Raw genomic sequence first — 20,681 nt, 5'->3', positions numbered from 1 at the left:
GACGACCCCCTTAGTTCCAGTAGTAGGTTGGGCCTGCAAGCTGCCCTTCAACGAACACTTCCGCCCAACGGTACGTCCTGGTGCAGCCGCGCGGCGTGCGGTTGCCGTCGCGGTCAGTGCGACAACGAGTGTTCTTCACGTAACGATCGGGCACTGTTTCCCAGGCGACACATTCCCGGTCATCGCGGCGGTAGCGGTACTGGCTACACACCCGGTGAGCAGGAATAAACGCAGCAAACCCATGATCGGAAGTCATGTGACTGCCACTACCATTCGGCGGGTTAACCGCGCAGGACGAGAAGCTGGGGAGCGGGGATTTCATGTCTTTGATGCGGTCACGCATTGCTGACTTGGCCGCACCGCAGCCAGAAGGGAAACCACCTGGCAGGCAGATCCAAATTGCACATTCATCTTGAGAGGCCGCTTGAGCCGGTGCAGTAAACGCAAATGCGGCTGCAAACAGGCTAAGGGCAACGAAAAATGGTTTCATTTCAATTACTCCTATCTAGTTAGGCCGAACGGCCTTTATTGACAAAGCTGGCAACCTCTTCATTGCGTTCCTGCTGGCGTTCCTGGGCATACGAAACGTAGTCCCCAACGTCGAAGGTGTGCTTTTCCGGGTCGCGTGCTTGCCACTCAGCGTGTGATTGGCGGGCCTTGTCCTGGTCCTCGCTGGACAGAGCATCAAAGCCGCCTGTTTGGTTTACCCAGCCGCCGCCGTTGCCACCGCTCAAGCTATCGCTGCCGAACGACGGGGAGCTGTCAGAGGCTCCAGATTCTGACGAGCCGCTATCACCTGCATTTCCTGTGTCACCACCTCCTTGACCTTGACCTTGGCCTTTGATCGCGGCAGCAATTTTGCCGCCTGTTGTATCACCGATGCGCTGCATGGCTTTGGCCTTCATTTGTCCAGCCTTGGCCTTGGCAACCGCCCCGGTTCCTTTTGCCAGGTTCGCGCCGGTATCGGCTGCTACCCTGCCCGCTTTCGTGGCTCCGGCCATAAAGCCGCCGGTTGCCGCTGCTGCTGTTGCTGCCTGAGCACCAGAAGAGCTATCGCCCTGCCCTTCGCTTGAGCTTTGGCTGTCCGCTGATCCAGTGTCTGCACTGGCTGTTTCCGTGCTTCCCTGGTCACTACTGCTAGAGCTAGAGGACTCGCCGCCGCTGGATGATTCGCCACCACTAGAGGCTTGGGCACCGCCAGAAGATTCACCGCCCCCAAAGCCAGCCGCTTGAGCGAACGGGGTATCACCTGTGCTTTCTTCGGCGGGCATACCGCCACCGCCACCGCCGCCACCGCCGTCACCACCGCCGCCTGTGAACGCAGACATAATGTCGCTACCGTTTGCCACGTTCTCATTGGCTTTGCTGAATGCGGCCATTAGGGCTTGTGCTCCGCCTGCCATGTTGGACGCGCCTGCTGCCATCGCTGCGCCGCCAGTGGCTGCCGCTGCTGCTGCCATGCCTGCCGCGCCAAGCGCCGCGCCTGCACCGAAAGAACCAATGCCAGCACCGCCCACACTAGCGCCGGTAATGACGCCCGCGAGCATCTGAGGAACTTTGGTCACGAGAACGAGAAGGATCACCGCGACAATGAGCATTACGCCCATTTCTTTCAGGCTGATGCCCTCGCTCATTTGGTTGTAATAGTCATCCAGGAAGGTCTTACCGATGCCAATCAACAGCACCATTGCCATGAGTTGAGCAGCAACCCCGAGCACGGTTTTGTAGTAGTTGATTGCCATGTCAGAGGTCCAGCGCGAACCGCCAAACCCCAGGAAGAAAACCCCGCCGTAAGCGAGCACCCAGCCAGCGACGAGCAACGCAGACCGACGCGCACCTCCCTGGCGCGCCGGCATACAGTCCATCCGTGGACATAAGTGGCGCTTTTTCAGTCACAACCCGAAGGGCAGGGACTATTTTTGCGACCGCCTGTGTTGTCAATTACTTATCTAGGATGGCTACACTGCGTGCTTTCCGCCTTGTCGGACACAAAAATAGCCGCCAGCTGTGGTGGATATGAAAGATCAACAAGCCCTAGGTTATTTAATATGCTAAACCAAACTGAAAAATTGTTTTGAAAATTATTATTGTCAGGTAGCTAACTTGCATGAGTAACAACAATAACGCCTCAGACAGAACTGATGAAGTGATCTGTGATTGCAGCGGAACAACCCGTGGGAAGATCATCAGCCTGGTCGAGCAGGGTATCGTCGATACCGATACTATCTCACGAAAAACTGGCGCAATTTCAGGCTGTGGTTCCTGTGAATATGATATTGAGAACTTGCTTGATGAATTAGTTCTTAAATAGAAGAAACCGATATATAAAGTTGGGGTGCGGCAATGTGTGCTGCACCCCATTTATTTTAGGATTAGAAACTGTAATCAAATCCAACTTCGAAAGAACGTTCTGGGCCAACATAAATACCTTGGCGTAAACCGGTGATGTAAAGCTTATCAGACAGGTTTTTTACAGCACCGCGTACACGAAATTGCTCACTAACTTGATACTGCGCAAAAAGATCGTATACCGTGTAAGACGGCATTTCACCACCCCAGATACCACCTGCAGCATCACTTGGAATATCCTCTAAATTAGTTGGATCACCATATTGCTCACCACGGTGGTGAGCAGTTAATGAACTTGAGAATTTACCTTGGGTGTAGTTTAAAGCTACGTTTGCTAGGAATTTAGGTGCATATGGCAAACGATTTCCACTATTTTCGCCCGTTTCGAATCTAGAGTATGGCACCCAGGTCAGATTTGCATCGACACTGAAACCACCACCTAATTCATAACCCATTGCAGCTTCCAAGCCGTAATGTTTTGTCTCTCCAGCGTTTGATTGCGACAAGTTAGGATCTGAGTTTCCCGTAACAACCTGATTATCAAAGTCCATATAAAAACCGGTAAGTTCATATGTCATAGGTCCGGTGCCACCTCGTACCCCTAATTCATAGTTTACTGAACGTTCGCCATCTAAATTTTGATCTTGCAGACCGTCGAGCGCTACACCATTTGAGGCAGGTGAAAATGCGCGATAAACACCACCATATAACTGTGCTTGAGGGACCAATTGATAGGTGGCACCAATACCTGGCAATACTTCAGTATTTGAAGTGCTTTCTGATTCATTGTTTTGTGTTAAAACTTTGCGTTTCTGTGTATATGATTCAACGCGAAGGCCCGGCGTCACAGCAAAGCGTTCTGTAATTTCGAAACGGTTGGTAACGTACGCAGCTAAGCTATCAGCGCTATCTTCCCTATGCCTGTCATTAATACCCGTACGATCCTGCTCACGCGTGGCCCTGATACGTCTATCATCTGATTCTTCAGTCATCCAACGTATGCCAAACTCAGCTTCATTGTTTAAACCGAACATGTTGTGATCAAGTGCCAAACGGGTTTCTACACCATATCGTTCAAAGCTACGGTTGTTACCCGTCAGGTTATCAGTGTAAATCCAACGCCCAGCATTATTTGAAGCAGGGGTATCGACGTTATACCGCCAATAGTCCCGAGAAACTTCACTCCAATAAGCCAATGTTGTCAATGTAGCGTTATTATTCAAATGCCATTCATGGTTGACATCAACAGCTCTGCGATCAGTTAAAAAATAATCATCTGGTGCAGGGTTGTATGTTCTACCTGCTTTGTAATCATCCAAGAACATCCCACGGTAAGAGATATTAGCTTCATTTTGATAGTATGAATACTTCACACCAAGGCTATGATCTTCGTTTAATTTTGTACCCGCTTTAATCATCACGTCACTCATGCGGTAATCTTTATCCATAAATCCATCGCTTAGAGCTCTTGTGGCAACTATGCCTGCAAAACTATCGCCAGATTCTGTACGACCACCGGCTTCTAAAGTTGCCTCACGGGTATTAAAAGAACCAAAACGTGTAGAAATATGCACACCATCATCAGGGGTTTTCGTCTGGTAGTTGATTACACCGCCGATAGTGGAAGGCCCGTAACGCAAAGAAGAGGATCCTTTCAGAATTTCAATACTCTCCATACGCTGAATACGTGGATTGAAGTAACGTTCGTTACCAATAAATAAACCTGGAGCGACAGGAACCCCATCTTCCAAAATTAAAGATTTTGATTCACTTGCTGAGAGACCGCGAATTCCAACATTACTAACTACAGCCGACTCTTCTTCAGTTTTAACGTTAATACCTGGGACGCGACGCAAAACATCTTCGGTTGATGTCGGCTGAATACGTTCTATTTCTTCTCGGTCTATTATCACCACTGCGCCGGTTTGACGTGAAATGTTACCGGCTTCAGAACCCACGACTTGTATTGCAGGCATTTTAAATTGAGTGTCAGTTTGTGTCTCAGCGCTTGCAGACATTGAATAACTTGCAATAGCTAATGCGTGCATGACATACAGTGGTTTTAATCTCATCTCTAATCCTTGTAAATTCACTAACTTGAAATTTTAGTTGCTGCTGTTGAATTTAGTAATAATAATGCTTCTTATTTAGAAGCGCAATCGTTAATTGTGGTAATAATCATACAGTGTGCGAATTTTGCAACTTAAAAGGTTTTAAAGGGAAAGTTTATTTCGTGTAAGTACGGTGAACAGATTGATCACTTATAGTTTAATCTTGCATCATTTGTATTAGCATCAACTGATGCTCAAGAAGATAGGGTGCTATAAAACGACTAATAACTGTTGCCTAGCCGTACCCCCAACATTTAATTCTGATAAATATAGTCGCTAAACTACCTTTGTTGGTATTTTGGTCATATTTTGCAAACGAGCAACATACAAGGCCGTTGCACCAGCCACGGCGACTGGAATAATCAGAAAATTTATTACCGGGATCATTGTTGCCCCCAAAGTTGTCATCCCAAAGCCTAACGCCAACGATCGTTTGGTTCTGAGTAGTTCTCGTTGCTGCTTAAATCCCATTAAATGATTTCCCATCGGATAGTCATGATAATCAAGTGCCAGAGTCCAACTGGTAAAAAACAACCATAGCAGGGGGGCGATGAGATTCAGTCCAGGTATCCAAGAAAGGATAAACAGTGGAATCATCCATTTCAGCAAATAGGCCAATTTGCGTAATTCATTAAAAATCATTCTTGGCGTATCAGCAATTAATTGCCAGAGAGTTTGTTCTGGTGGAGCCTGATTGGATAAACGTTTTTCCACAGCTTCCGCCAATAGTCCATTAAATGGTGCCGCCACGATATTGGCGAGAATGGAGAAGGTGAAAAACACTATTAACACAATCAGCACTGCAAATAATGGCCAGAGGATCCACATCAAGGCATTGGATAACCATTCAGGTAACCAGGTTGCAGCGTCGGTGATAACACCGGCCCAGGAGGCCGCTGCTGCCGAATAGCGAGCCAGGACGTCATCCAGTACGCCGGAGTTGTCGATTGCGGCATGAGCGGGAGCCGCAACAAAAAACGCCAGCCAGACGATTAACGGCATGGCGGATTTAAGGTTGGCTGGCAGTTTCATAATTCAGCACCTCACCATTCTTTCTCAGGGCTGGCTTTGAACTCACCAGCCCGAGGGTTGCCACGACGCAGGCACTTAGAAGCAAATTCTTGCTGCATGGCCTTGTCCTCGATCTTCAAGACGTTTTCGTGCTGACAATTGATGTCGTTTACTTCCGGCATCTTTTCGTCAAAACATCCGGTTAGAAGGACCGCCATCGTGGCGGCCCCGAGTAATTGAATAGTGTTGATTGATTTCATTGGTCCCCCTTACCAAGAGCGATCTGGACTAGGTACAAAGTCGCCCTTTCGGACTTGTTCGGCGGCAGCCTGTTGCTGCGCCTCTTTATCAGCGTCAGCTTGCATCCGGGTAGCTACGGCGTTTTGCTGGGCAATCAGCAGGCTGCGGATTTGCAAGAGCTGGTTGGCCTGGTTGCTGGCGAGCTGGTTGGCATAGCCAATGGCGGCCAGTTGGCCGTCTGCGCCCTGGGCGGCAGATTGCAGGCGGACAAGCTGTCGGGCGTCGGCTTCCAGGTTGTCTTGCTGCTGCTCCAAGCCCCTAAAAACCGCGTCGTTGGCCCTTTTCTGAGACTCGGACGCTAGGCGGCGGTTTTCATCCATTGCGGCCCATTCGGCATCGCTGCATCCCGCAGGTGAGAAGCATGGTGAGCCACGGTAATAGGCCACGTCCTGGAACTTGCCCAGGTAAGCATCGAGGCTGCCAAGCTGGTTTTGGTAATAGGCGAGCGTGTTGGTCGCCTGGTTCAGATCGTTGATGGTGCGCTGCGCTTGATCCCAAATATGGGCTGCCGGGGCCATCGTGTTTTGCAGTTGGTTTTCATACTGCTGGAGTTGTGTTTGGTATTCCTGGATTTGCTTGGCAGTCTGCGCAACGGACTCCAGGGCTGACATGATGTTTTGCGTCAGGTTGGTGCCGTCGATAACAGGGATACCGGCTTGAGCAGGCGGCAAAGTGCTGGCCGTCATGGCGACGACCAGAGCAACTTTAGCGGCTAAAAATCTCTTCTTCATGGCGTTTTCTCCTTTTTGTACTTGGCGTTAATAATCAAATGAGCTGTAAGGCTTCGAGAAAGTCATGTCTTTGGTGACAATCACGTTGAAGCGATAACCGGGGCGAATTTCCAGTGTCGGCGCAATGTTCATGTTCTTGCGGATCATCTCGACCATGACTTGACCGAGCTGCTGACCTAGCGCCTCGCTAAGTGCATCGCTGGCACGTTGGTTATTGCTGTCGTCGTTGTTGTCGTTGTCCTGGCTAAGCGTTACGCCCGCCGTGACACCAGACATAAGGAACGCAGAGCCGAAAATGCGCAGATAATGGTTGTTAACCTGGTCATGGAAACCGGAGTAACCGGCAGCGTCCGCGCCTGGCATTGAACCAATATCCAGCGCCTTGCCATCCGGGAAGATGATGCGCTGCCAGGCAATCAATACCCGTTCTTGGCCGTAGGCCACATCATTCGAGTAAGAGCCGACAAGGCGCGAACCCTGTGGAATCAACAGGTGACTACCCGTTGCCGTGTCTGATACGTCCTGTGATACCTGAGCCACAATCTGACCTGGCAGGTCAGAGTTGATACCCGAAATCAGCGTGGCCGGAATGACGAAGCCTGCGCGAAGCTCGTAAGGGCTGCGCGGGGCCTGCACTTGCTCGCCAAGCTGCCAACGATCACCGCCGTTATTATCAAACTGCGAATAACCATTGCCGTCGCCGTTCGCGGAGGTTTGCAGCAACATCGGGGCGCTATTGCTGCCACCACTGCCACCGACTGAACCGCCGTTGCGCATCCCTTCAATCTGAGCCAAGCGCTGCTGATAAGCGGCGGTTGGATCGTCGGAACGATTAGACGCAATCTGCTGACGGACACGGGCGATTTCGTTAATCATGTCCTGGCGCGATTCCGGGCGATTGCCGACCGGCTGCGATGAACCGCCGTCGCTACTGCTACGCGGAGCAACTGCTTGAACGCCGGTTCTGGCTTTAATGGCCTCTTCCAGCATTTGCAGTTTCGCCATGCGAATGCGTTGGGCTTCATCGTCCAGTTGGGATCGTGAGCCGGTGTTCTGAGGCGGAGCCGGGGGCAGGTCAGGATTTACCGGGCGAGCCACAGTTACAGGGGCTGCGGCCTGGTTCTCTTCCTGCGGTTCCTCTTGCTCAGGCGCAACAGGTTCGTCCAGGGACGGAACGCTTGGAGGCTCGGCAGCCGGGACAAACCCGTCTATCTGCGTGCCAGCGATTTCATTGGCAAACATGGAGGTATTGCCTGCCTGCTCCTTCGGCCCCTCACCTGGTGCGTTTTGCTGGGCTGCACGGTCGGCAGCAACCATCATCATGACCAGGAGAAACAAGCCGAGGACACCAAACAAAATGTACATCGGGCGATTGTTGACGCGACGCACCCCGGATTTTTTGGACACCTCACCAGGTGAGGCGTCCGGGGACATTTGATCGTTGTTTTCGCTCATTTCTTACTCCTTGCGAACCCAATAGCCCGCTGGAACGATGCCGCCGTTTTCTTGCGAATAGGGGCGGGTCAGCGACTCATTGCCGACCATGATGGTCACTCGATACATGTTGGTACCGGTGAACTGGTCGAACACATAACGAAGCGGCAAGCCTGATCCGGTCGGAGTCGGGTTCGCCGTGGCCGTTGAGGCTTGTTGCTGCGCCTTGGCTGCTTCCGGGTCGAACTCCAGGAGGGCGTAACCGCGATCACGGAGGCCGCGAACCAAAGCCATGCCGAAGGCGTCCGGGGTAGGCTGTTTCAGCTCGAAGCGAGTTTTTGCAGGCGGGTACAGCTCGGTGATTTTTTCGACTGAATCGCTTGCGACTTCATGCTGATTTAGCCCTGTCGGATTCTCGACAAAGTTGCCGTATGGGGCGTGCGTTGCACACCCGGCCAAGCCCAGCGAAAGCAGAACTGCGACGATAAGTTTGCGCATGATTAATCGTCCCCTTTAGTGATTGTGATTTTGTCCTGGTTGCTGCCAACGCCAGAGATAAGGATTGCTTTGTTGAACATCGTATCGACGATGTAGCGATCCCCTTGGACGCGGTAGTTGACCATGACGGTTTCAGGGTCGGAGAACAGGCCGCCATCTTTGCGAACTACCAGCAGCGTCGGGGCTTCCGTTTGCTGCATGGCTCGCGGCATCTGAATGATGGTCTTGTGACCGTCATTGAAAACGCGCACCGGCTTCCACGACGCAGAGCCAGACACCTCGTAATCAAACGACAGGTCGCCCAGGTACTCGCGGGTTTCCGGGATGGTGTTGTCCTCGCGGTGCTGGCGTTCACGGCTGCGGATCGTGTCCCACCTGGCAAGGGCATCTTCCGGGTAGGTGAACGCTACCTGCGGCATGTACTCGGTGCGGTGAGAACGCAAGCGAATGTGATAAACGCGCCGGTCGGTAGCGACGACCAGGCTTGTCTCCAGGCCCACGTCCATCGGCTTGATAAGCAGGTGTTGGGTTTCCCCTGCCCCGGTGCCGGAAATGGCTGGTTCTACGTTCCAGCGGGCGGTATCACCCAACTGGATTGAATTAACGTATTCGCCCGGCTGCAACGCAATGTCACAAACCTGGAGGACTGCACACACCACGCTTGGAGACTGCGCACCAAATACAAACTGGATAGCTCCATTGCGGCCAGTGAAAGGACGAATGCCGCCGTTGCCGCCCCCGGCCTGCCAGCGCTGTGCAATCGCCAGGGCTTGGCGCTCTTGATCGGTCAGCGTCGGGTTGTCATTGGTAAAGAACTGGTCCTCAAGCCCGTTCGCGTGCGCGACCGTAGCCAGAGAGGGCACCAACAGCGCAGCACCCAGGATCACAGCGGAAAATTGTTTCTTCATGGTTAATTGCCTCGTAATCATTGCAGCCGTGACCAGGAGTAATCACGCACGTAAATACCCAGCGGGTTATTACGCATTTGCTCTTCCGTGGTCTGCGTTGAAGTGTCTGCGGTATAAACGGTAATGAGGGCGCGCATTTGAGCCGGTTGGCCCTTCAATACCCCTTGGCGGTCCCGCGTGGTTTCTGTCCAGTCCACTTGCCATGTGGTCGGCGTTTGCGGCAGAACAGACGTAATGTCGATGCTCACCATTTCTTTGGTGGCACGTTTGAACGGGCTGGCATCGGCGTTGCCGTTCAGCCATTCGTTCATCTTTGTGGTCGCGGGATCGTTAGGGGCCAGGTGCGCGTAAACGCTAAATACCGCCTTGCGTTGCAGAGCAACGTCAGGCGACACCATGCGGGCATTCTCGATGAACTCCGACACAGTGGCACCCAAAACACGCGGGTCGGCAGAATCAGAACCAGTAACCGGCCCCGCCGCTTGAGCTGCACCCAGCTTGTCCACTTCCACCACGTAAGGGATGAATTTGGACTGGCTGCCGATATGGATAACGCCACCGACACCGGCAAGCGCAATCATCAATGACAGGATGCCCACTACTTGCCAGGTCTGGCGTGATGACACCACCGAACCAACGTGCTCATTCCAGGTGCGGCGAGCAGTCAGATAGGGGTTTTCATCGTCCCCTTGGCGTTTCGATTTCTTGTCCTGCGCCTCGATCTCGGCAGTTTCTTCCTGGTCATAACCAGGAGCGGGCTTCTTGAACATCAGCCCTTTAAGTTTCTCGGAAAAGCTCATTAGGCTGCCTCCAGGTAGTTATCAAGTTTCAGGCCACGACCTGCGAGCCATTCATGCACCCACTGTTCGCCAAACTTGGCTTCCAGTTGCTTGATAGCTGCCACGGATTCCTTGTCGGATGCACCGACAAACGACAGAGCCAAAGGCCCCAGGGCGAGGTCATAGAGGCGGCGACCGTTTTCAGAGACGTAGTAGTACTGTCGTTTTGGAACAGCCGTTGCCAGGATTTCAATTTGACGGGCATTAAGGCCCATTCTGCGGTACAGGGCAGATGTGTCCTCGTCGCGGGCGTAAACGTTCGGCAGGAAAATCTTGGTCGCAGTGGACTCCACAATAACGTCCAGGATGCCGGAGTTAGCTGCATCGGACAGACTTTGTGTTGCCATGAGAACCAGACAGTTCGCCTTACGCAGCACCTTGAGCCATTCCCGGATTTTTTCGCGGAATGCGGGATGCCCGAGCATCAACCAGGCTTCATCCAGGATGATGACGGCAGGCTGGCCTTTAAGGCTTCGCTCAATGCGGCGGAACAGGTACAGCAGGACCGGCAGGGCAAATTTCTCGCCCAGGTTCATCAACTCTTCGATTTCAAACGTGGTGAAGTCGGTCAGAGACAAACCGTCCTCGTCAGCGTCCAGGAGGTGCCCCATAGAGCCGTCAACCGTGTATTGGCGGATAGCCTCACGGATGCTTTCATCCTGGATCGTCAGAGAGAACTCAGACAGGGTACGCGCCCCGCTTTCGTGCATACTCACAATCGCATGTGCGATTTCATTTCGCTGGGCGGGCGTGCTGTTAACCCCGTTCAACGCCAGGATGGTGTCTATCCATTCCATTGCCCAAGCGCGATCACTCTTGGTTTCCAGGTACTGCAAAGGGCAGAAGGACAGGCGGTCATCGTCAGCGCCGACAGAGAAATGGAGGCCGCCGACTGCCTTGGTTAGCGGATACATCGACATGCCTTTGTCGAAGGCAAAGATCGACATGCCAGCGTAACGGCGGAGCTGAGCCGCAATCAGGGCCAAGTGTGTCGATTTACCGGCACCCGTTGGGCCGAACATGAAGGTATGCCCCAGGTCACGAACGTGCAGGTTCAAACGGAACGGCGTTGACCCACTGGTGACACAGTGCATGAGCGCCGGAGACAGGGGCGGATACATCGGACAAGGAGCCTCGGCGGTTCCGGTCCAGATGGTGCTTGTCGGCAGCAGATCGGCCAGGTTCATCGTGTTAATCAGCGGGCGGCGCACGTTTTCTACACCGTGGCCCGGCAGGCTGCCCAGGTAAGCGTCCAGGGTATTGATGGTTTCAGTTCGTGCAGCGAAGCCCAGGCGGTTTATTGACTTCTCTACCTGACGTGCAGACTGTTCCAGGCGGTCCCGGCTTTCATCCATAAGGACGACGACACTGGTGTAATACCCAACGGCGACCAAGCCGCTGTTTACTTCGGCAATTGCGGATTCTGCATCCTGAACCATTGTCAGGGCGTCCTGATCCACATTGCCGCTATTGGTATTAAATACCTGGTCAAAGAACCCCCGGACTTTCTGTTTCCACTTCTTGCGGAACTTGTCCAGGTGCTTAACGGATTCGTGTTGATCCATGAAGATGAAGCGCGATGACCAACGATACTCAACCGGCAATTCTGCCAAGGCACTCAAGATTCCAGGGTGAGACTCCAAGGGGAAACCCTCGATAGAAACGACCTGAATAAACTTGCGGCCAACCTTCGGCACTACCCCGCCCCACATTTCTTGACCGCCAATATAAGCGTCCATGTACATCGGGTTGTTGGGCAGTTGAACCGGATGGCTTACACCAGTAACGCAGAATTGCAGCCAGCTAAGAAAATCGTCATGCGTAACCCTGCTGCCGTCCTCGTTCACGATCTTCTGACCGCGAAGGCGGGTTAGCTTAACGGCAGTAGTCAGACGGTTTTCAATGCCGCTAATCTCGCGCTTGAATTGGTTGATCAAGCCTTTGGTGCGGGCTTTTTTGCCAACCACTTCGGCGTCATCGTCAAACATGAGTTCAACGAATTTGCGCTGAGCCAGCAGAGGCGGGAACCATGTCAGGGTTAGAACAAAGTACCCCTCATACATCGCGCCCAAGCCCTCGAAGAGCTGACGGCGTTCCTCGTCAATCGCGGCAGAAACCGGATCGGGAAAAGCCGAAACATTGCGTTCTGAATAGTTGGGAGCTGGACGGCGCACCGCATCAACGTGAACCATCCAGCCATTACCCAGGCCCGCAAGCGCCTGGTTTATACGAAACGACACCATTTCCCGCTGTTCGTCGGTACTGCTGGCGTTGTCGTCCCCTTTGTACAGCCACGACGCCATAAAAGCGCCGTTCTTGCAGACAATCACACCGTCATCAACAACAGCGGCATAATTAAGCAAGTCAGCCAGCCCCGCGTCCTTGGAGCGATGCTTTTTCAACTTCAATTCAGCATCGACCGCACGGATACGGGCAAAAAGGATAAGCAACAGCGCCGCACCGCAGACAGCAATGGCAAATGAAATAGCTTGAATCATCATTTGTATTGCTTCCCTTGGCTTGTTGTGTTTTCTCTGTAGGGCGTGCTGCGAGCCGGATAATATGCCTTGTAGCGGCGGTGCCGCAGATAGACATGGCGCAGCTTCGGGTCTGACTTAGCCATGAGTCGGCACACAAAAAGCGCACCGAACCACAGGCCAATACCAAATACCGTTGCCCTGACCTCTTGAGCACTGAAAATCAGTGCCCCTGCCAGCAGTCCCGAGAACATCACAAGCTCACGATCCCCGCCCATGAACAAGTTTTCTCGGTTGCCAGCTCTACGAATGGGGATCGTGCGCAGAGCCATAATTACACCGCCTGGATACCGTTAACGAGGCGCATGGCCGCGCCGCTAACCTGGTTAACTGCACCGTCAGTCAGTGCAGCGATTTCCGCACCACGACCGAAGAAGGTGGACATCATGTTTTGCGCACCGACCAGCAGAGCCATTACCAACACGATGAAAATCAGCGTGCGGAAGAAGCCGTTAAGTTCACCGCCAAAGATCAGGATGCCGCCTGCGACGACAATGCCGATGATGGACAGGGCGAACGCCACGGGGCCGGTCACTGAGTTACGAAGGTTGGTCAACCAGCTTTCGTAAGGGAGTGAGCCGCCCGTCCCTTCCGAAGCCATAGCCGGTTGAACAGCCATGACCAGGAACAGAGCCGCGAACAGGCCAAGGTAGAACATGGCCGAACGGTTGAGGTGGATGGATGGAAGAGTGAGTTGCATTGGTGTTACTCCTAGTTTTCCTGCGTTTAAAGGGATTTGGTGATGTACTGACCATCGCTGTAACCGGAAACCTCTAGGATTTCCTGGATGCGGCGGCCTTCCGGGGTTCTGGCGATATGAACAACGATGTGAACCACCTCGCCAATTAGCGGTTCAATCTCGGCTGGAGCCGCTGGATTACGAGTAATCAGCGACCGCAAGCGAGCCAGGCCAGCGTTAGCGTTGTTGGCGTGCAGTGTTGCAGCGCCGCCCTCATGCCCGGTGTTCCAGGCGTCGAGAAGGTCCAAGGCTTCCGCTCCGCGCACTTCACCGACCAGGATGCGGTCGGGCCTCATGCGCAAAGTTGTTTTCAGCAGTGCCGTCATGGAGACGTCAAGGCTTGTGTGGTACTGGACGTGGTTTTCAGCGGCGCACTGGATTTCGCCTGTGTCCTCAATGATGAAAACCCGCTCGGTGGGATCGGTAATCACCATTTCGTTGATAATGGCGTTAACCAGTGTGGTCTTGCCTGAGCCGGTGCCGCCGATGACGAGAATGTTTCGGTGTGCTGCCACGGCTTCAACCAGGACGTGTTTTTGGGCGGCGGTCATAATGCCGTTTTCCACGTACTGATCCAGGGTGAAGATCGCAACGGCTTTCTTACGAATGGCGAAGGTAGGGGCCGGAACTACAGGAGGTAGCTGGCCTGCGAAACGTGAACCATCAAGGGGAAACTCCCCCTCAAGGATGGGCTTGCTTCGGGTGACTTCCTTGCCGTGATAACCGGCAATCGTCTCGATAATCGCTTGGGCTTGAGCCGGTCTAAGCGTCCCGATGCACTGCATCGCCTCACCTAGACGCTCAATCCAAACTTTACCGTCTGCGTTGAGCATAAGCTCAACCGTCTTAGAGTCGTTCAGAGCCTGTAGAAGCTCAGGCCCAATATCCCGCTCTAACTTTCTTTTGGCCCGGTCCTTAATGGAGCCGGTTGCGTCTTTCTGTTGCATTCAGTTGCCCCGATATTTTCGGTTAATCCGTTTCTAGTACATACGATATACCGAAAACAAAGACCGCGCAACATAACGAACAAAAAAGTTTAGATGATTTCGTCCACGAGGCTCACGGGTGACACCCGCGAGCCTATATCACGCCTCTAGCGCAACGGTCCTTTTCGGTGATTCCGGTTTTAAAAGGCCCGGCAGCCTTTTTTAGCCGCTAAAATCCAACGGCATCAGGGAGGGATTTCTTACAAAAAAAGTCAATAGTCCTTTTGTGTGGCGTCCATGTCCCGCAATTTTTTTCTTGTTTCTTCGCCCCACTTCTTTACCTGGAAGGCCCGATGCTCAGGAAGCACAGCACAAACGCGCTCATAGCCTGCTGGCAAGCTATTCGGCATCTTTCCACCTGCCAGGGCGTCCAGCGCCGTCCGATCCAAGTCGGTTGACTCCAGGAGAAGGGGAAGCGGCGTTTCGAGGGCTGCCGCTATGGCTTCCATCACTTTCAGTGAGGGGTTAGCCTTACCCGTTGTTAAGTCCGACAAAAACGAAATGGAAACGCCGGAGCGTTCTGCCAGTTCGTTCTTGGTCATGTGCCGTTCATCAAGGATGCGCAGCACGTTAGTGAAAAAGATGAAGTTATACACCTTGCCTCTCTTGTAGGCCGATTTTAGCCGCTAAAGTTTTTGACTTGGCATAAAAGTATAGCTATACTCCCCTTGTCATAACGAAAGGAGACTCTACCATGAGCCACAACATGTTCCAGTTTATCGGAAATCTGACCCGCGATACAGAGCTACATAACAGCCAAGGCGGCAGTAGTCGCGCAATATTTGATGTTGCTGTTAACCGCACATGGGGGAAAGGTGCTGACAAGCAAGAAAGGACGGACTTTTTCCGCATCAAGTCGTTTGGTGCGACCGCTGACAGTGCTGCCCGCTACCTGGGGAAAGGTTCCAAGGTGTTTGTCCAGGGGCGCATCGAAAATACCCGCTTCGAGAAAGATGGCAAAACCGAGTTCGGCACCGACTTCATTGCGGAAAAGATTGATTACCTAGATACAAAAGCCCCGGAAGGACAACCACAGGGCTAAGGCGTCGGCCCCGGCCTAGCCGGGGTGTTATCAGGAGGGCAGTAAATGGCAGACGACTTTAACCAACAAGAATATATAAAAAAGCTGATTGTCGGTGGTGTCGATCCAGACAAAGCAAAAGAAATTGCGTCCAGAACAGCATACCATCAAACCAAGTCAGCAAAGGCAGGGCTTCGCCCCATTGGCGAGGCGATCACCCTGCCGGGCATTCCTGAACCCGAAGCCCCTGCCCTTCCTGATACAACCAACGCTAACCAGAACACCACGGAGGCCAACGACGCGGCCCCGGCTGTCAAGGGGGAAGCCATGAGCGACAAGAAGCCAGGGCGAAAGAAAGGCGCGACGGATGCGCTGGCCTCAAAAGTGGATGAAGCCCGCCAGGCGGCACTGCTAAAACACACCAAGCAGGAGATCAGGGACGCCCAGCTATCATTGTTTGATATTGCGCCCTGGGGCGACCATATGCGGGCATTGCCGAACGATTACGCCCGGTCGGCTCTTTTCACTGTGCGAAACAAACGAGTGCCCCGCGCAGCTTTGCAGAGCGAGCCTATTTATAGCATCGGAAACGATGTGAACATCACCTATACGGGCGTAGAGCTTCGGGCAGAAGATGACGAGCTAGTATGGCAACAGGTTATGGAGTATTCCAAGCGTTCGCCTATTGGCGATCCTATCAGCTTCACGTTCTATGAGCTGTGCAAGGACTTGGGGTGGTCGATTAATGGCCGTTACTACAAGAAAGCCGAAGAGTGTTTGTCACGATTGCAGGCATCGGCCATGCAGTTTGAATCCAAGCGGATTGGTCGTCTTGAGTCACTATCACTAATCAGCCGGTTTCGCGTCCTGGATCGAGGCAAGCGCAATTCTCGATGCCAGGTCATGATTGATGAAGAAATGGTTGTGCTGTTTGCCGGTGACTACTATTCGCGCTTCATTTGGGACAAGTACCGCAAGCTGTCCCCTACCGCCCGCCGCATGTTCGACTACTTTGCTTCACACAAGGAGCCGTTCCCGTTGAAGCTGGAAACCTTCCGGCTTATGTGCGGCTCGGAATCGACCAGAGCTAAGAAGTGGCGGGAGCAGGTCGGGGCAGCGTGTGAAGAGCTGAAAGAGAGCGGTCTGGTTGCCGATGCTTGGGTTTCCGCTGACTCCCTGGGGTGCAGGCGGAGCTGATGGCCACGCATCGAGGACAAAGGGGCTGCGGCCCCTTTTTTATTGATCTATGAGGGGCCAGGGCGAAGAGAATACTATATCTAGTGCCTTATCAGCTGCGATCGGACACCACATATAGTGTTTTCAGCGGTGAGACAGGTCCGTGCGTATTACTAATGGCGAAGCCTTCCAGGCTGTACCTGGTTGAACGCCACAGGGAGGGTGATTCGACCCTGGAGCTTGTGGGTAGGCCGTGGGGATAAATTTTGTTGGTTGACACTTGAGGGGCGGTGATTGACATATGAGGGGCCAGCGACCTAGGCGCACTGCTGACACTTGGGGGGCCAACGTGAAAATCCCCCCTTCCCTGGTGTCCAAACCTGGCGAAAGCCAGCCCTTGGCGAACAGTTATCCACATTTCATAGGTATAACCCTGTGAGTAACCCCGATGCACTGCTGACATATGAGGGGCGCACCTACTGACATATGAGGGGCGGGTTTGCTGACACTTGAGGGGCAGAATATAGACACATGAGGGGCGGGTTTGCTGACACTTGAGGGGCGGGGGATAACCAAAAAATACATTTAAAACAAGGTCTTGAGAGGATTTTTTAGGCCCCCTAACCTTCTTTTAACCCTTTATATACCAAAAAATATACCAAAATTCTTATAACCAATTGGGCGAAAAATGCTCACTTGGCACGCAAAGCCGAAAAGCGAAAACCGGCCCCCGAAGGGGGGAGACCCCCCTTCTCGATCCCTCCCGGACGCTGCGCGTCCTCCCATCCCCCCCAGGGGCAAGCCCCTCGGCCGCTGCGCGTCCTCACCCCATTAGAACGTGCGCTTACGCTGCGCTATGCCCAAAGGGGCTACCGCCCCTCTGGACTCCCCGATTGTCAAACACCGCGCATCCTGGAGCGTGTAAAGCGACCCTAAGCCATTGTGCAACCTTAGAAGTTCGTTTGTTTGAACGCCAAGGAAAGGAGGCGGCCAGATCGGAGCCAGTTGTCAGATCATAAAAAAGTTGGTAACAAAACGCCGCTATAGTCCGCATTCTTCCGCACTGAAAAAACCTGAATAAAAAATAGAGTTGGTAACTTTCAGGCGGAAAGTCACGTTCTCAGAACGAACTAAGGTGCGGTGGTGGTCGGTTAAGTTGTTGATAAACCTTGTGACTTAATGAATTCAGGTTTGCGGCGAAGCCGGAAGTTACCAACTTTATTACCTTGTTACCGACTTTATTACCAGGCCACACCAGTTTTCAGCCCCTCAAGTTTCAATGAAACCCTTTGAAAGTGAGGGATAGAGGGCAATTTGCCCTATTATTATAGACAGAAGGCCGGGCAAGTCGCCAAGGTCAACAACCGGAGAGCTTCCGATGACGATTTACACTTACACCCCTGATCTCACCCGCCCCCTGTGCCCTGTCTGCGGCGCTGCTGTCCCCCAAGACACCGACACCCCGGAAACACCGTGGCAAGGCACCTGCCATGCCGGTCACACCTTCACGTTCCAGCTTGAGAGCGAGGGCGAATGGTTGGAGGACTCCAAGAGCGGTCGATTCAGCCGCGTTGCTACCGAGCCAGAAGAGTCAACTTGGATTTGCAACGAATGCGGCGAAGCCGGAGCCGATCCCTACGAGGCCGGTTGTGGCGAGTGCGGCGCAGAGCCTGACTTTCATTGATCTTTGAGGGGCGGGCGCAAGCCTGCCCTACCCTTGTAAACCGAAGGCCGGGCATACTGCCCAGGTCGATAACCGGAGATTGTCCGATGAACGTATCAGTTAAAGAATTTCGCAATTCAGTTGATCACCTGTACCGCATGGCAAACGTGGACTATCACGCCTGTGTTGGTGCCCAGGAGCTTCGCTATTGGGTTGAGCGCGTGGAGCGCGTCATTGGGCTTGTTGAGGCCCTGGAGTGCAAACGGGCTAAGCCTGCTGACCTGGAAGAACACGGGAAGAGCCTGGAGGCAGCCCGCAAGCGCCTAGAGCAAGCTGCGAAACGGATTCAGGAGCAGGAGCGCCCCGAGCCGAAGAAACCGACACTAACCCTTTGTGTCCACTGAGAAAAAGCCCGGTTTATCCGGGTTTTTTTGTGCTTGGCTATTGACTGATTAGGGCAAATTGCCCTATTATATACATCGAAGGCCGGGCACACTGCCCAGGTCAATAACCGGAGATTTTCCGATGACTGATACAACCGATTACACCCCTGTTACCGCTTCCCTGGTTCCGCAAGGTCGCCGCATGACGTTTTACCCTGCTGCGTTTGGTAAGGCCCGAATGACGCGCGGCGAAGCCCTGGTGCTGGGTTACATGGGCAAACTTTGCCAGGACTACAAAGGCGCTTTCTGGCACTTTTACACGCTGTCGAACGGCGGTTACTACATGGCCCCGGCCATTGACGCCGACATGCACCTGGAGGTTGCCGGTAACTGGTTTTCTGGCTCTATGTCGGCTGACGCGGCGGGGATCGTAGCCACGTTGTTCGCATTTGGGCACCTGGCCGCCGAAGCCCAGGGAACCGCCGAGGGTGACGCCCTGATTGACCGTTATCACTTCCTGAGAGAGTACGCGCTTGATCACGCGGAAGCCGCTGCGATCCTTGGCGCTATCGACTGATAGGAGAGGCCCCGGCGCAAGCCGGGGTCATCGTGTGACGATGATGGATAAGAGAGACGATCAAGCGGCCAAGCTGGCCGCCTCGATGCCCGACGAGCAAGGCGCGTTGCTGGAGCTGGCTGCCGAGGTCGTGGATGCCCTGCACAGTGCTGTATTGGAAGAGGACGAGGAAAGGGCTGTCGGTGCTATGGCTCGATATGAGGCGGTTATTTGGAAGATGAACGGCGGCACCTTCTTTGGTTGCAGCGCGGATTCTGATTCACCTGGTAACGTGGTTGAAAGCCATTGTCAGGCCGATGCCGGGATGGTTCCTAAGTGGGGCCAGAAAGGGGCGTTCGTTGTTGTTGTCGATGGTATGCGCGTCCTGGTCGAGTTTGGCAGCCTTGGCAGCCAGGGAACCGCGCTCTTTTCGTTTCACGCGGTAGACCTGGACGCCTGGTTTATATCAGAGACAGGCTATCGGTCCCATTTCGACGGGCTGCGGTTTGGTTCGACGGTGGAAGAGGCGGCAAAAGACATACTGGCCGATTACCTCAAGGATAAGCGGCCTGAAATTGAAACGAGCTACAGGGACCGGCTTGCCCGTTCCCCTTTGCCCGCCGCTATGGCTTCTCTGGAGCCGCCTGCGCGACGTTCGCCGGCGACCCTGGACATACCCCCTGGTTATGCCCTTGTAGACGTTGTGCTGCCCGCACAGAAGGCGTTTGTTGCCCGCAAGTGGGCCAAGGAAGCGCAAGCAAGGATTGAGGCAGAGAAACCGGCAAAGGAGCTGCCGGAGGTGGAACAGGAGGCCACAACCCCCGAACCAACGGCGGCCAAGGCCGCAAACCTGAACGCCAGGGAGGTAACAAGGCGTTTCGAGCCGGGCCAACGGTGCGAAATTATTAGCGTCCATCACCCTGTATTTGAGAAGGACATAGGCAAGTTTGTGATTATCACGAAACTGTCCCCCAACTCTTCCCAGGTGTGGGCACACGACGACGAGCCTATAAAGTACCGTATCAATCGTAACGGGCGGCGCGTGGTCCAGTACAACCCTAAATCGGTGCATTCGATCTACAGCTTTGATCAGTTGCGCCCCGTCATAGACACAGGAGAGACAAACAATGAGTGATCCGAATATCAGGCTGGAATGCCTGCGCCCTGCTGAAAAGTGGGAGCGCCCGACAGGCGATGAAATCCGCGAAGTGCTGCGGCTTGCCGGGCTTACAGGTGGCGGAGCTGCTAAAAAGGTCGGGCTTGGGCAAAAGGGCGATAGAACGGTGCGCCGCTGGATCGGGGAAGAAACACATATTCCCTATGCCGCGTGGGCGTTGCTTTGCGACATGGCCGGGCTTGGCAAGATTTGGGAAGAAGGTTGAACGCCAGGAAGGAAATGCTTGGAATTGTGATTTTAGCCGCTAAAATGTTTCGATAAA

22 protein-coding genes and 1 pseudogene are annotated in these 20,681 nt (G+C 53.5%); 8 read left to right on the top strand and 15 right to left on the bottom strand.

The annotated features are described in order from the left end of the window. Nucleotides 1–10: 10 nt before the first annotated feature. Together Q7C_RS13070 and Q7C_RS13065 are read right to left on the bottom strand one after the other, a co-directional pair. Entirely contained in the window at nt 11–490 is a 480-nt protein-coding gene (locus Q7C_RS13070; RefSeq protein WP_041367297.1) for a hypothetical protein, read from the bottom strand. A 19-nt stretch (nt 491–509) separates the two neighbouring features. Further along, nucleotides 510–1,838 (bottom strand): annotated as a pseudogene (locus tag Q7C_RS13065) (type IV secretion system protein); the annotation flags it as partial. A gap of 269 nt (nt 1,839–2,107) precedes the next feature. On the opposite strand from Q7C_RS13065, the gene Q7C_RS13060 reads away from it, so the two are divergent. After that, entirely contained in the window at nt 2,108–2,311 is a 204-nt protein-coding gene (locus Q7C_RS13060; protein WP_014708257.1) for a (2Fe-2S)-binding protein, read from the top strand. Between the two features lie 61 nt (nt 2,312–2,372). Here Q7C_RS13060 and Q7C_RS13055 read toward each other — a convergent pair whose 3' ends face one another. The 13 genes from Q7C_RS13055 to Q7C_RS12995 all read right to left on the bottom strand — a co-directional run bounded on the left by Q7C_RS13055 (nt 2,373) and on the right by Q7C_RS12995 (nt 15,039). After that, nucleotides 2,373–4,421, bottom strand: coding sequence for a TonB-dependent receptor family protein (locus Q7C_RS13055; protein WP_014708256.1), 2,049 nt, complete (start codon nt 4,419–4,421; stop codon nt 2,373–2,375). Between the two features lie 315 nt (nt 4,422–4,736). Next, nucleotides 4,737–5,492 carry a sulfate transporter CysZ gene (cysZ, locus tag Q7C_RS13050; RefSeq protein ID WP_014708255.1) on the bottom strand — a complete coding sequence of 252 codons (756 nt, stop codon included), beginning with the start codon at nt 5,490–5,492 and terminating at the stop codon, nt 4,737–4,739. Nucleotides 5,493–5,503: 11 nt separating this feature from the next. Next, complete coding sequence (gene trbK, locus Q7C_RS13045) at nt 5,504–5,731, bottom strand: entry exclusion lipoprotein TrbK (RefSeq protein WP_008929961.1); 228 nt, start codon at nt 5,729–5,731, stop codon at nt 5,504–5,506. Nucleotides 5,732–5,740: 9 nt separating this feature from the next. Then, nucleotides 5,741–6,502, bottom strand: a complete 762-nt coding sequence (trbJ, locus tag Q7C_RS13040) for a P-type conjugative transfer protein TrbJ (RefSeq protein WP_014708253.1) — start codon at nt 6,500–6,502, stop codon at nt 5,741–5,743. A 27-nt stretch (nt 6,503–6,529) separates the two neighbouring features. Continuing rightward, nucleotides 6,530–7,957 (bottom strand): TrbI/VirB10 family protein, encoded by a 1,428-nt coding sequence (locus Q7C_RS13035; protein WP_008929959.1) that lies wholly within the window; start codon nt 7,955–7,957, stop codon nt 6,530–6,532. Between the two features lie 3 nt (nt 7,958–7,960). Further along, nucleotides 7,961–8,434 (bottom strand): conjugal transfer protein TrbH, encoded by a 474-nt coding sequence (locus Q7C_RS13030; RefSeq protein ID WP_008929958.1) that lies wholly within the window; start codon nt 8,432–8,434, stop codon nt 7,961–7,963. A 2-nt stretch (nt 8,435–8,436) separates the two neighbouring features. Next, the gene (gene trbG, locus Q7C_RS13025) at nt 8,437–9,342 is read right to left on the bottom strand and encodes a P-type conjugative transfer protein TrbG (RefSeq protein ID WP_014708251.1); all 906 of its coding nucleotides are present in this window, start codon (nt 9,340–9,342) and stop codon (nt 8,437–8,439) included. Nucleotides 9,343–9,359: 17 nt separating this feature from the next. Beyond that, nucleotides 9,360–10,142 carry a conjugal transfer protein TrbF gene (locus Q7C_RS13020; protein ID WP_014708250.1) on the bottom strand — a complete coding sequence of 261 codons (783 nt, stop codon included), beginning with the start codon at nt 10,140–10,142 and terminating at the stop codon, nt 9,360–9,362. Then, nucleotides 10,142–12,679, bottom strand: a complete 2,538-nt coding sequence (locus Q7C_RS13015) for a VirB4 family type IV secretion/conjugal transfer ATPase (RefSeq protein WP_008929955.1) — start codon at nt 12,677–12,679, stop codon at nt 10,142–10,144. Before Q7C_RS13015 ends, Q7C_RS13020 begins: the two co-directional genes overlap by 1 nt. Beyond that, nucleotides 12,679–12,990, bottom strand: coding sequence for a conjugal transfer protein TrbD (locus Q7C_RS13010; protein WP_008929954.1), 312 nt, complete (start codon nt 12,988–12,990; stop codon nt 12,679–12,681). Before Q7C_RS13010 ends, Q7C_RS13015 begins: the two co-directional genes overlap by 1 nt. A 2-nt stretch (nt 12,991–12,992) precedes the next feature. Next, entirely contained in the window at nt 12,993–13,418 is a 426-nt protein-coding gene (trbC, locus tag Q7C_RS13005; protein WP_014708247.1) for an IncP-type conjugal transfer pilin TrbC, read from the bottom strand. A gap of 26 nt (nt 13,419–13,444) precedes the next feature. After that, entirely contained in the window at nt 13,445–14,404 is a 960-nt protein-coding gene (trbB, locus tag Q7C_RS13000) for a P-type conjugative transfer ATPase TrbB (protein ID WP_008929952.1), read from the bottom strand. A 251-nt stretch (nt 14,405–14,655) separates the two neighbouring features. Continuing rightward, complete coding sequence (locus Q7C_RS12995; RefSeq protein ID WP_008929951.1) at nt 14,656–15,039, bottom strand: transcriptional regulator; 384 nt, start codon at nt 15,037–15,039, stop codon at nt 14,656–14,658. 98 nt (nt 15,040–15,137) lie between these two features. Between Q7C_RS12995 and Q7C_RS12990 the strand changes: the two genes are divergently transcribed. The 7 genes from Q7C_RS12990 (at nt 15,138) to Q7C_RS12960 (ending at nt 20,624) form a co-directional block, all read left to right on the top strand. Continuing rightward, a complete protein-coding gene (locus tag Q7C_RS12990) occupies nt 15,138–15,485 on the top strand; it encodes a single-stranded DNA-binding protein (protein WP_008929950.1) in 348 nt (115 codons plus the stop codon). A 45-nt stretch (nt 15,486–15,530) separates the two neighbouring features. After that, a complete protein-coding gene (gene trfA / locus Q7C_RS12985; protein ID WP_008929949.1) occupies nt 15,531–16,661 on the top strand; it encodes a plasmid replication initiator TrfA in 1,131 nt (376 codons plus the stop codon). A gap of 1,357 nt (nt 16,662–18,018) precedes the next feature. Next, entirely contained in the window at nt 18,019–18,324 is a 306-nt protein-coding gene (locus tag Q7C_RS13730; RefSeq protein ID WP_041367294.1) for a hypothetical protein, read from the top strand. Nucleotides 18,325–18,410: 86 nt separating this feature from the next. Next, nucleotides 18,411–18,707 carry a hypothetical protein gene (locus Q7C_RS12975; RefSeq protein WP_014708245.1) on the top strand — a complete coding sequence of 99 codons (297 nt, stop codon included), beginning with the start codon at nt 18,411–18,413 and terminating at the stop codon, nt 18,705–18,707. Between the two features lie 121 nt (nt 18,708–18,828). Next, nucleotides 18,829–19,263, top strand: a complete 435-nt coding sequence (locus Q7C_RS12970; RefSeq protein ID WP_008929947.1) for an antirestriction protein — start codon at nt 18,829–18,831, stop codon at nt 19,261–19,263. A 40-nt stretch (nt 19,264–19,303) separates the two neighbouring features. After that, nucleotides 19,304–20,377 carry a hypothetical protein gene (locus Q7C_RS12965; protein WP_014708244.1) on the top strand — a complete coding sequence of 358 codons (1,074 nt, stop codon included), beginning with the start codon at nt 19,304–19,306 and terminating at the stop codon, nt 20,375–20,377. Next, on the top strand, nt 20,370–20,624 hold the full coding sequence (locus tag Q7C_RS12960) for a helix-turn-helix domain-containing protein (RefSeq protein ID WP_008929992.1): 255 nt from the start codon (nt 20,370–20,372) through the stop codon (nt 20,622–20,624). The genes Q7C_RS12965 and Q7C_RS12960 overlap by 8 nt, the downstream gene beginning before the upstream one ends. Nucleotides 20,625–20,681: the final 57 nt, after the last annotated feature.

Source organism: Methylophaga frappieri, assembly GCF_000260965.1.
GTDB classification, from domain to species: Bacteria; Pseudomonadota; Gammaproteobacteria; order Nitrosococcales; family Methylophagaceae; genus Methylophaga; species Methylophaga frappieri.
The sequence above is the reverse complement of the archived record's forward strand: the minus strand, read 5'-3'. Positions and strand labels throughout refer to the sequence as shown.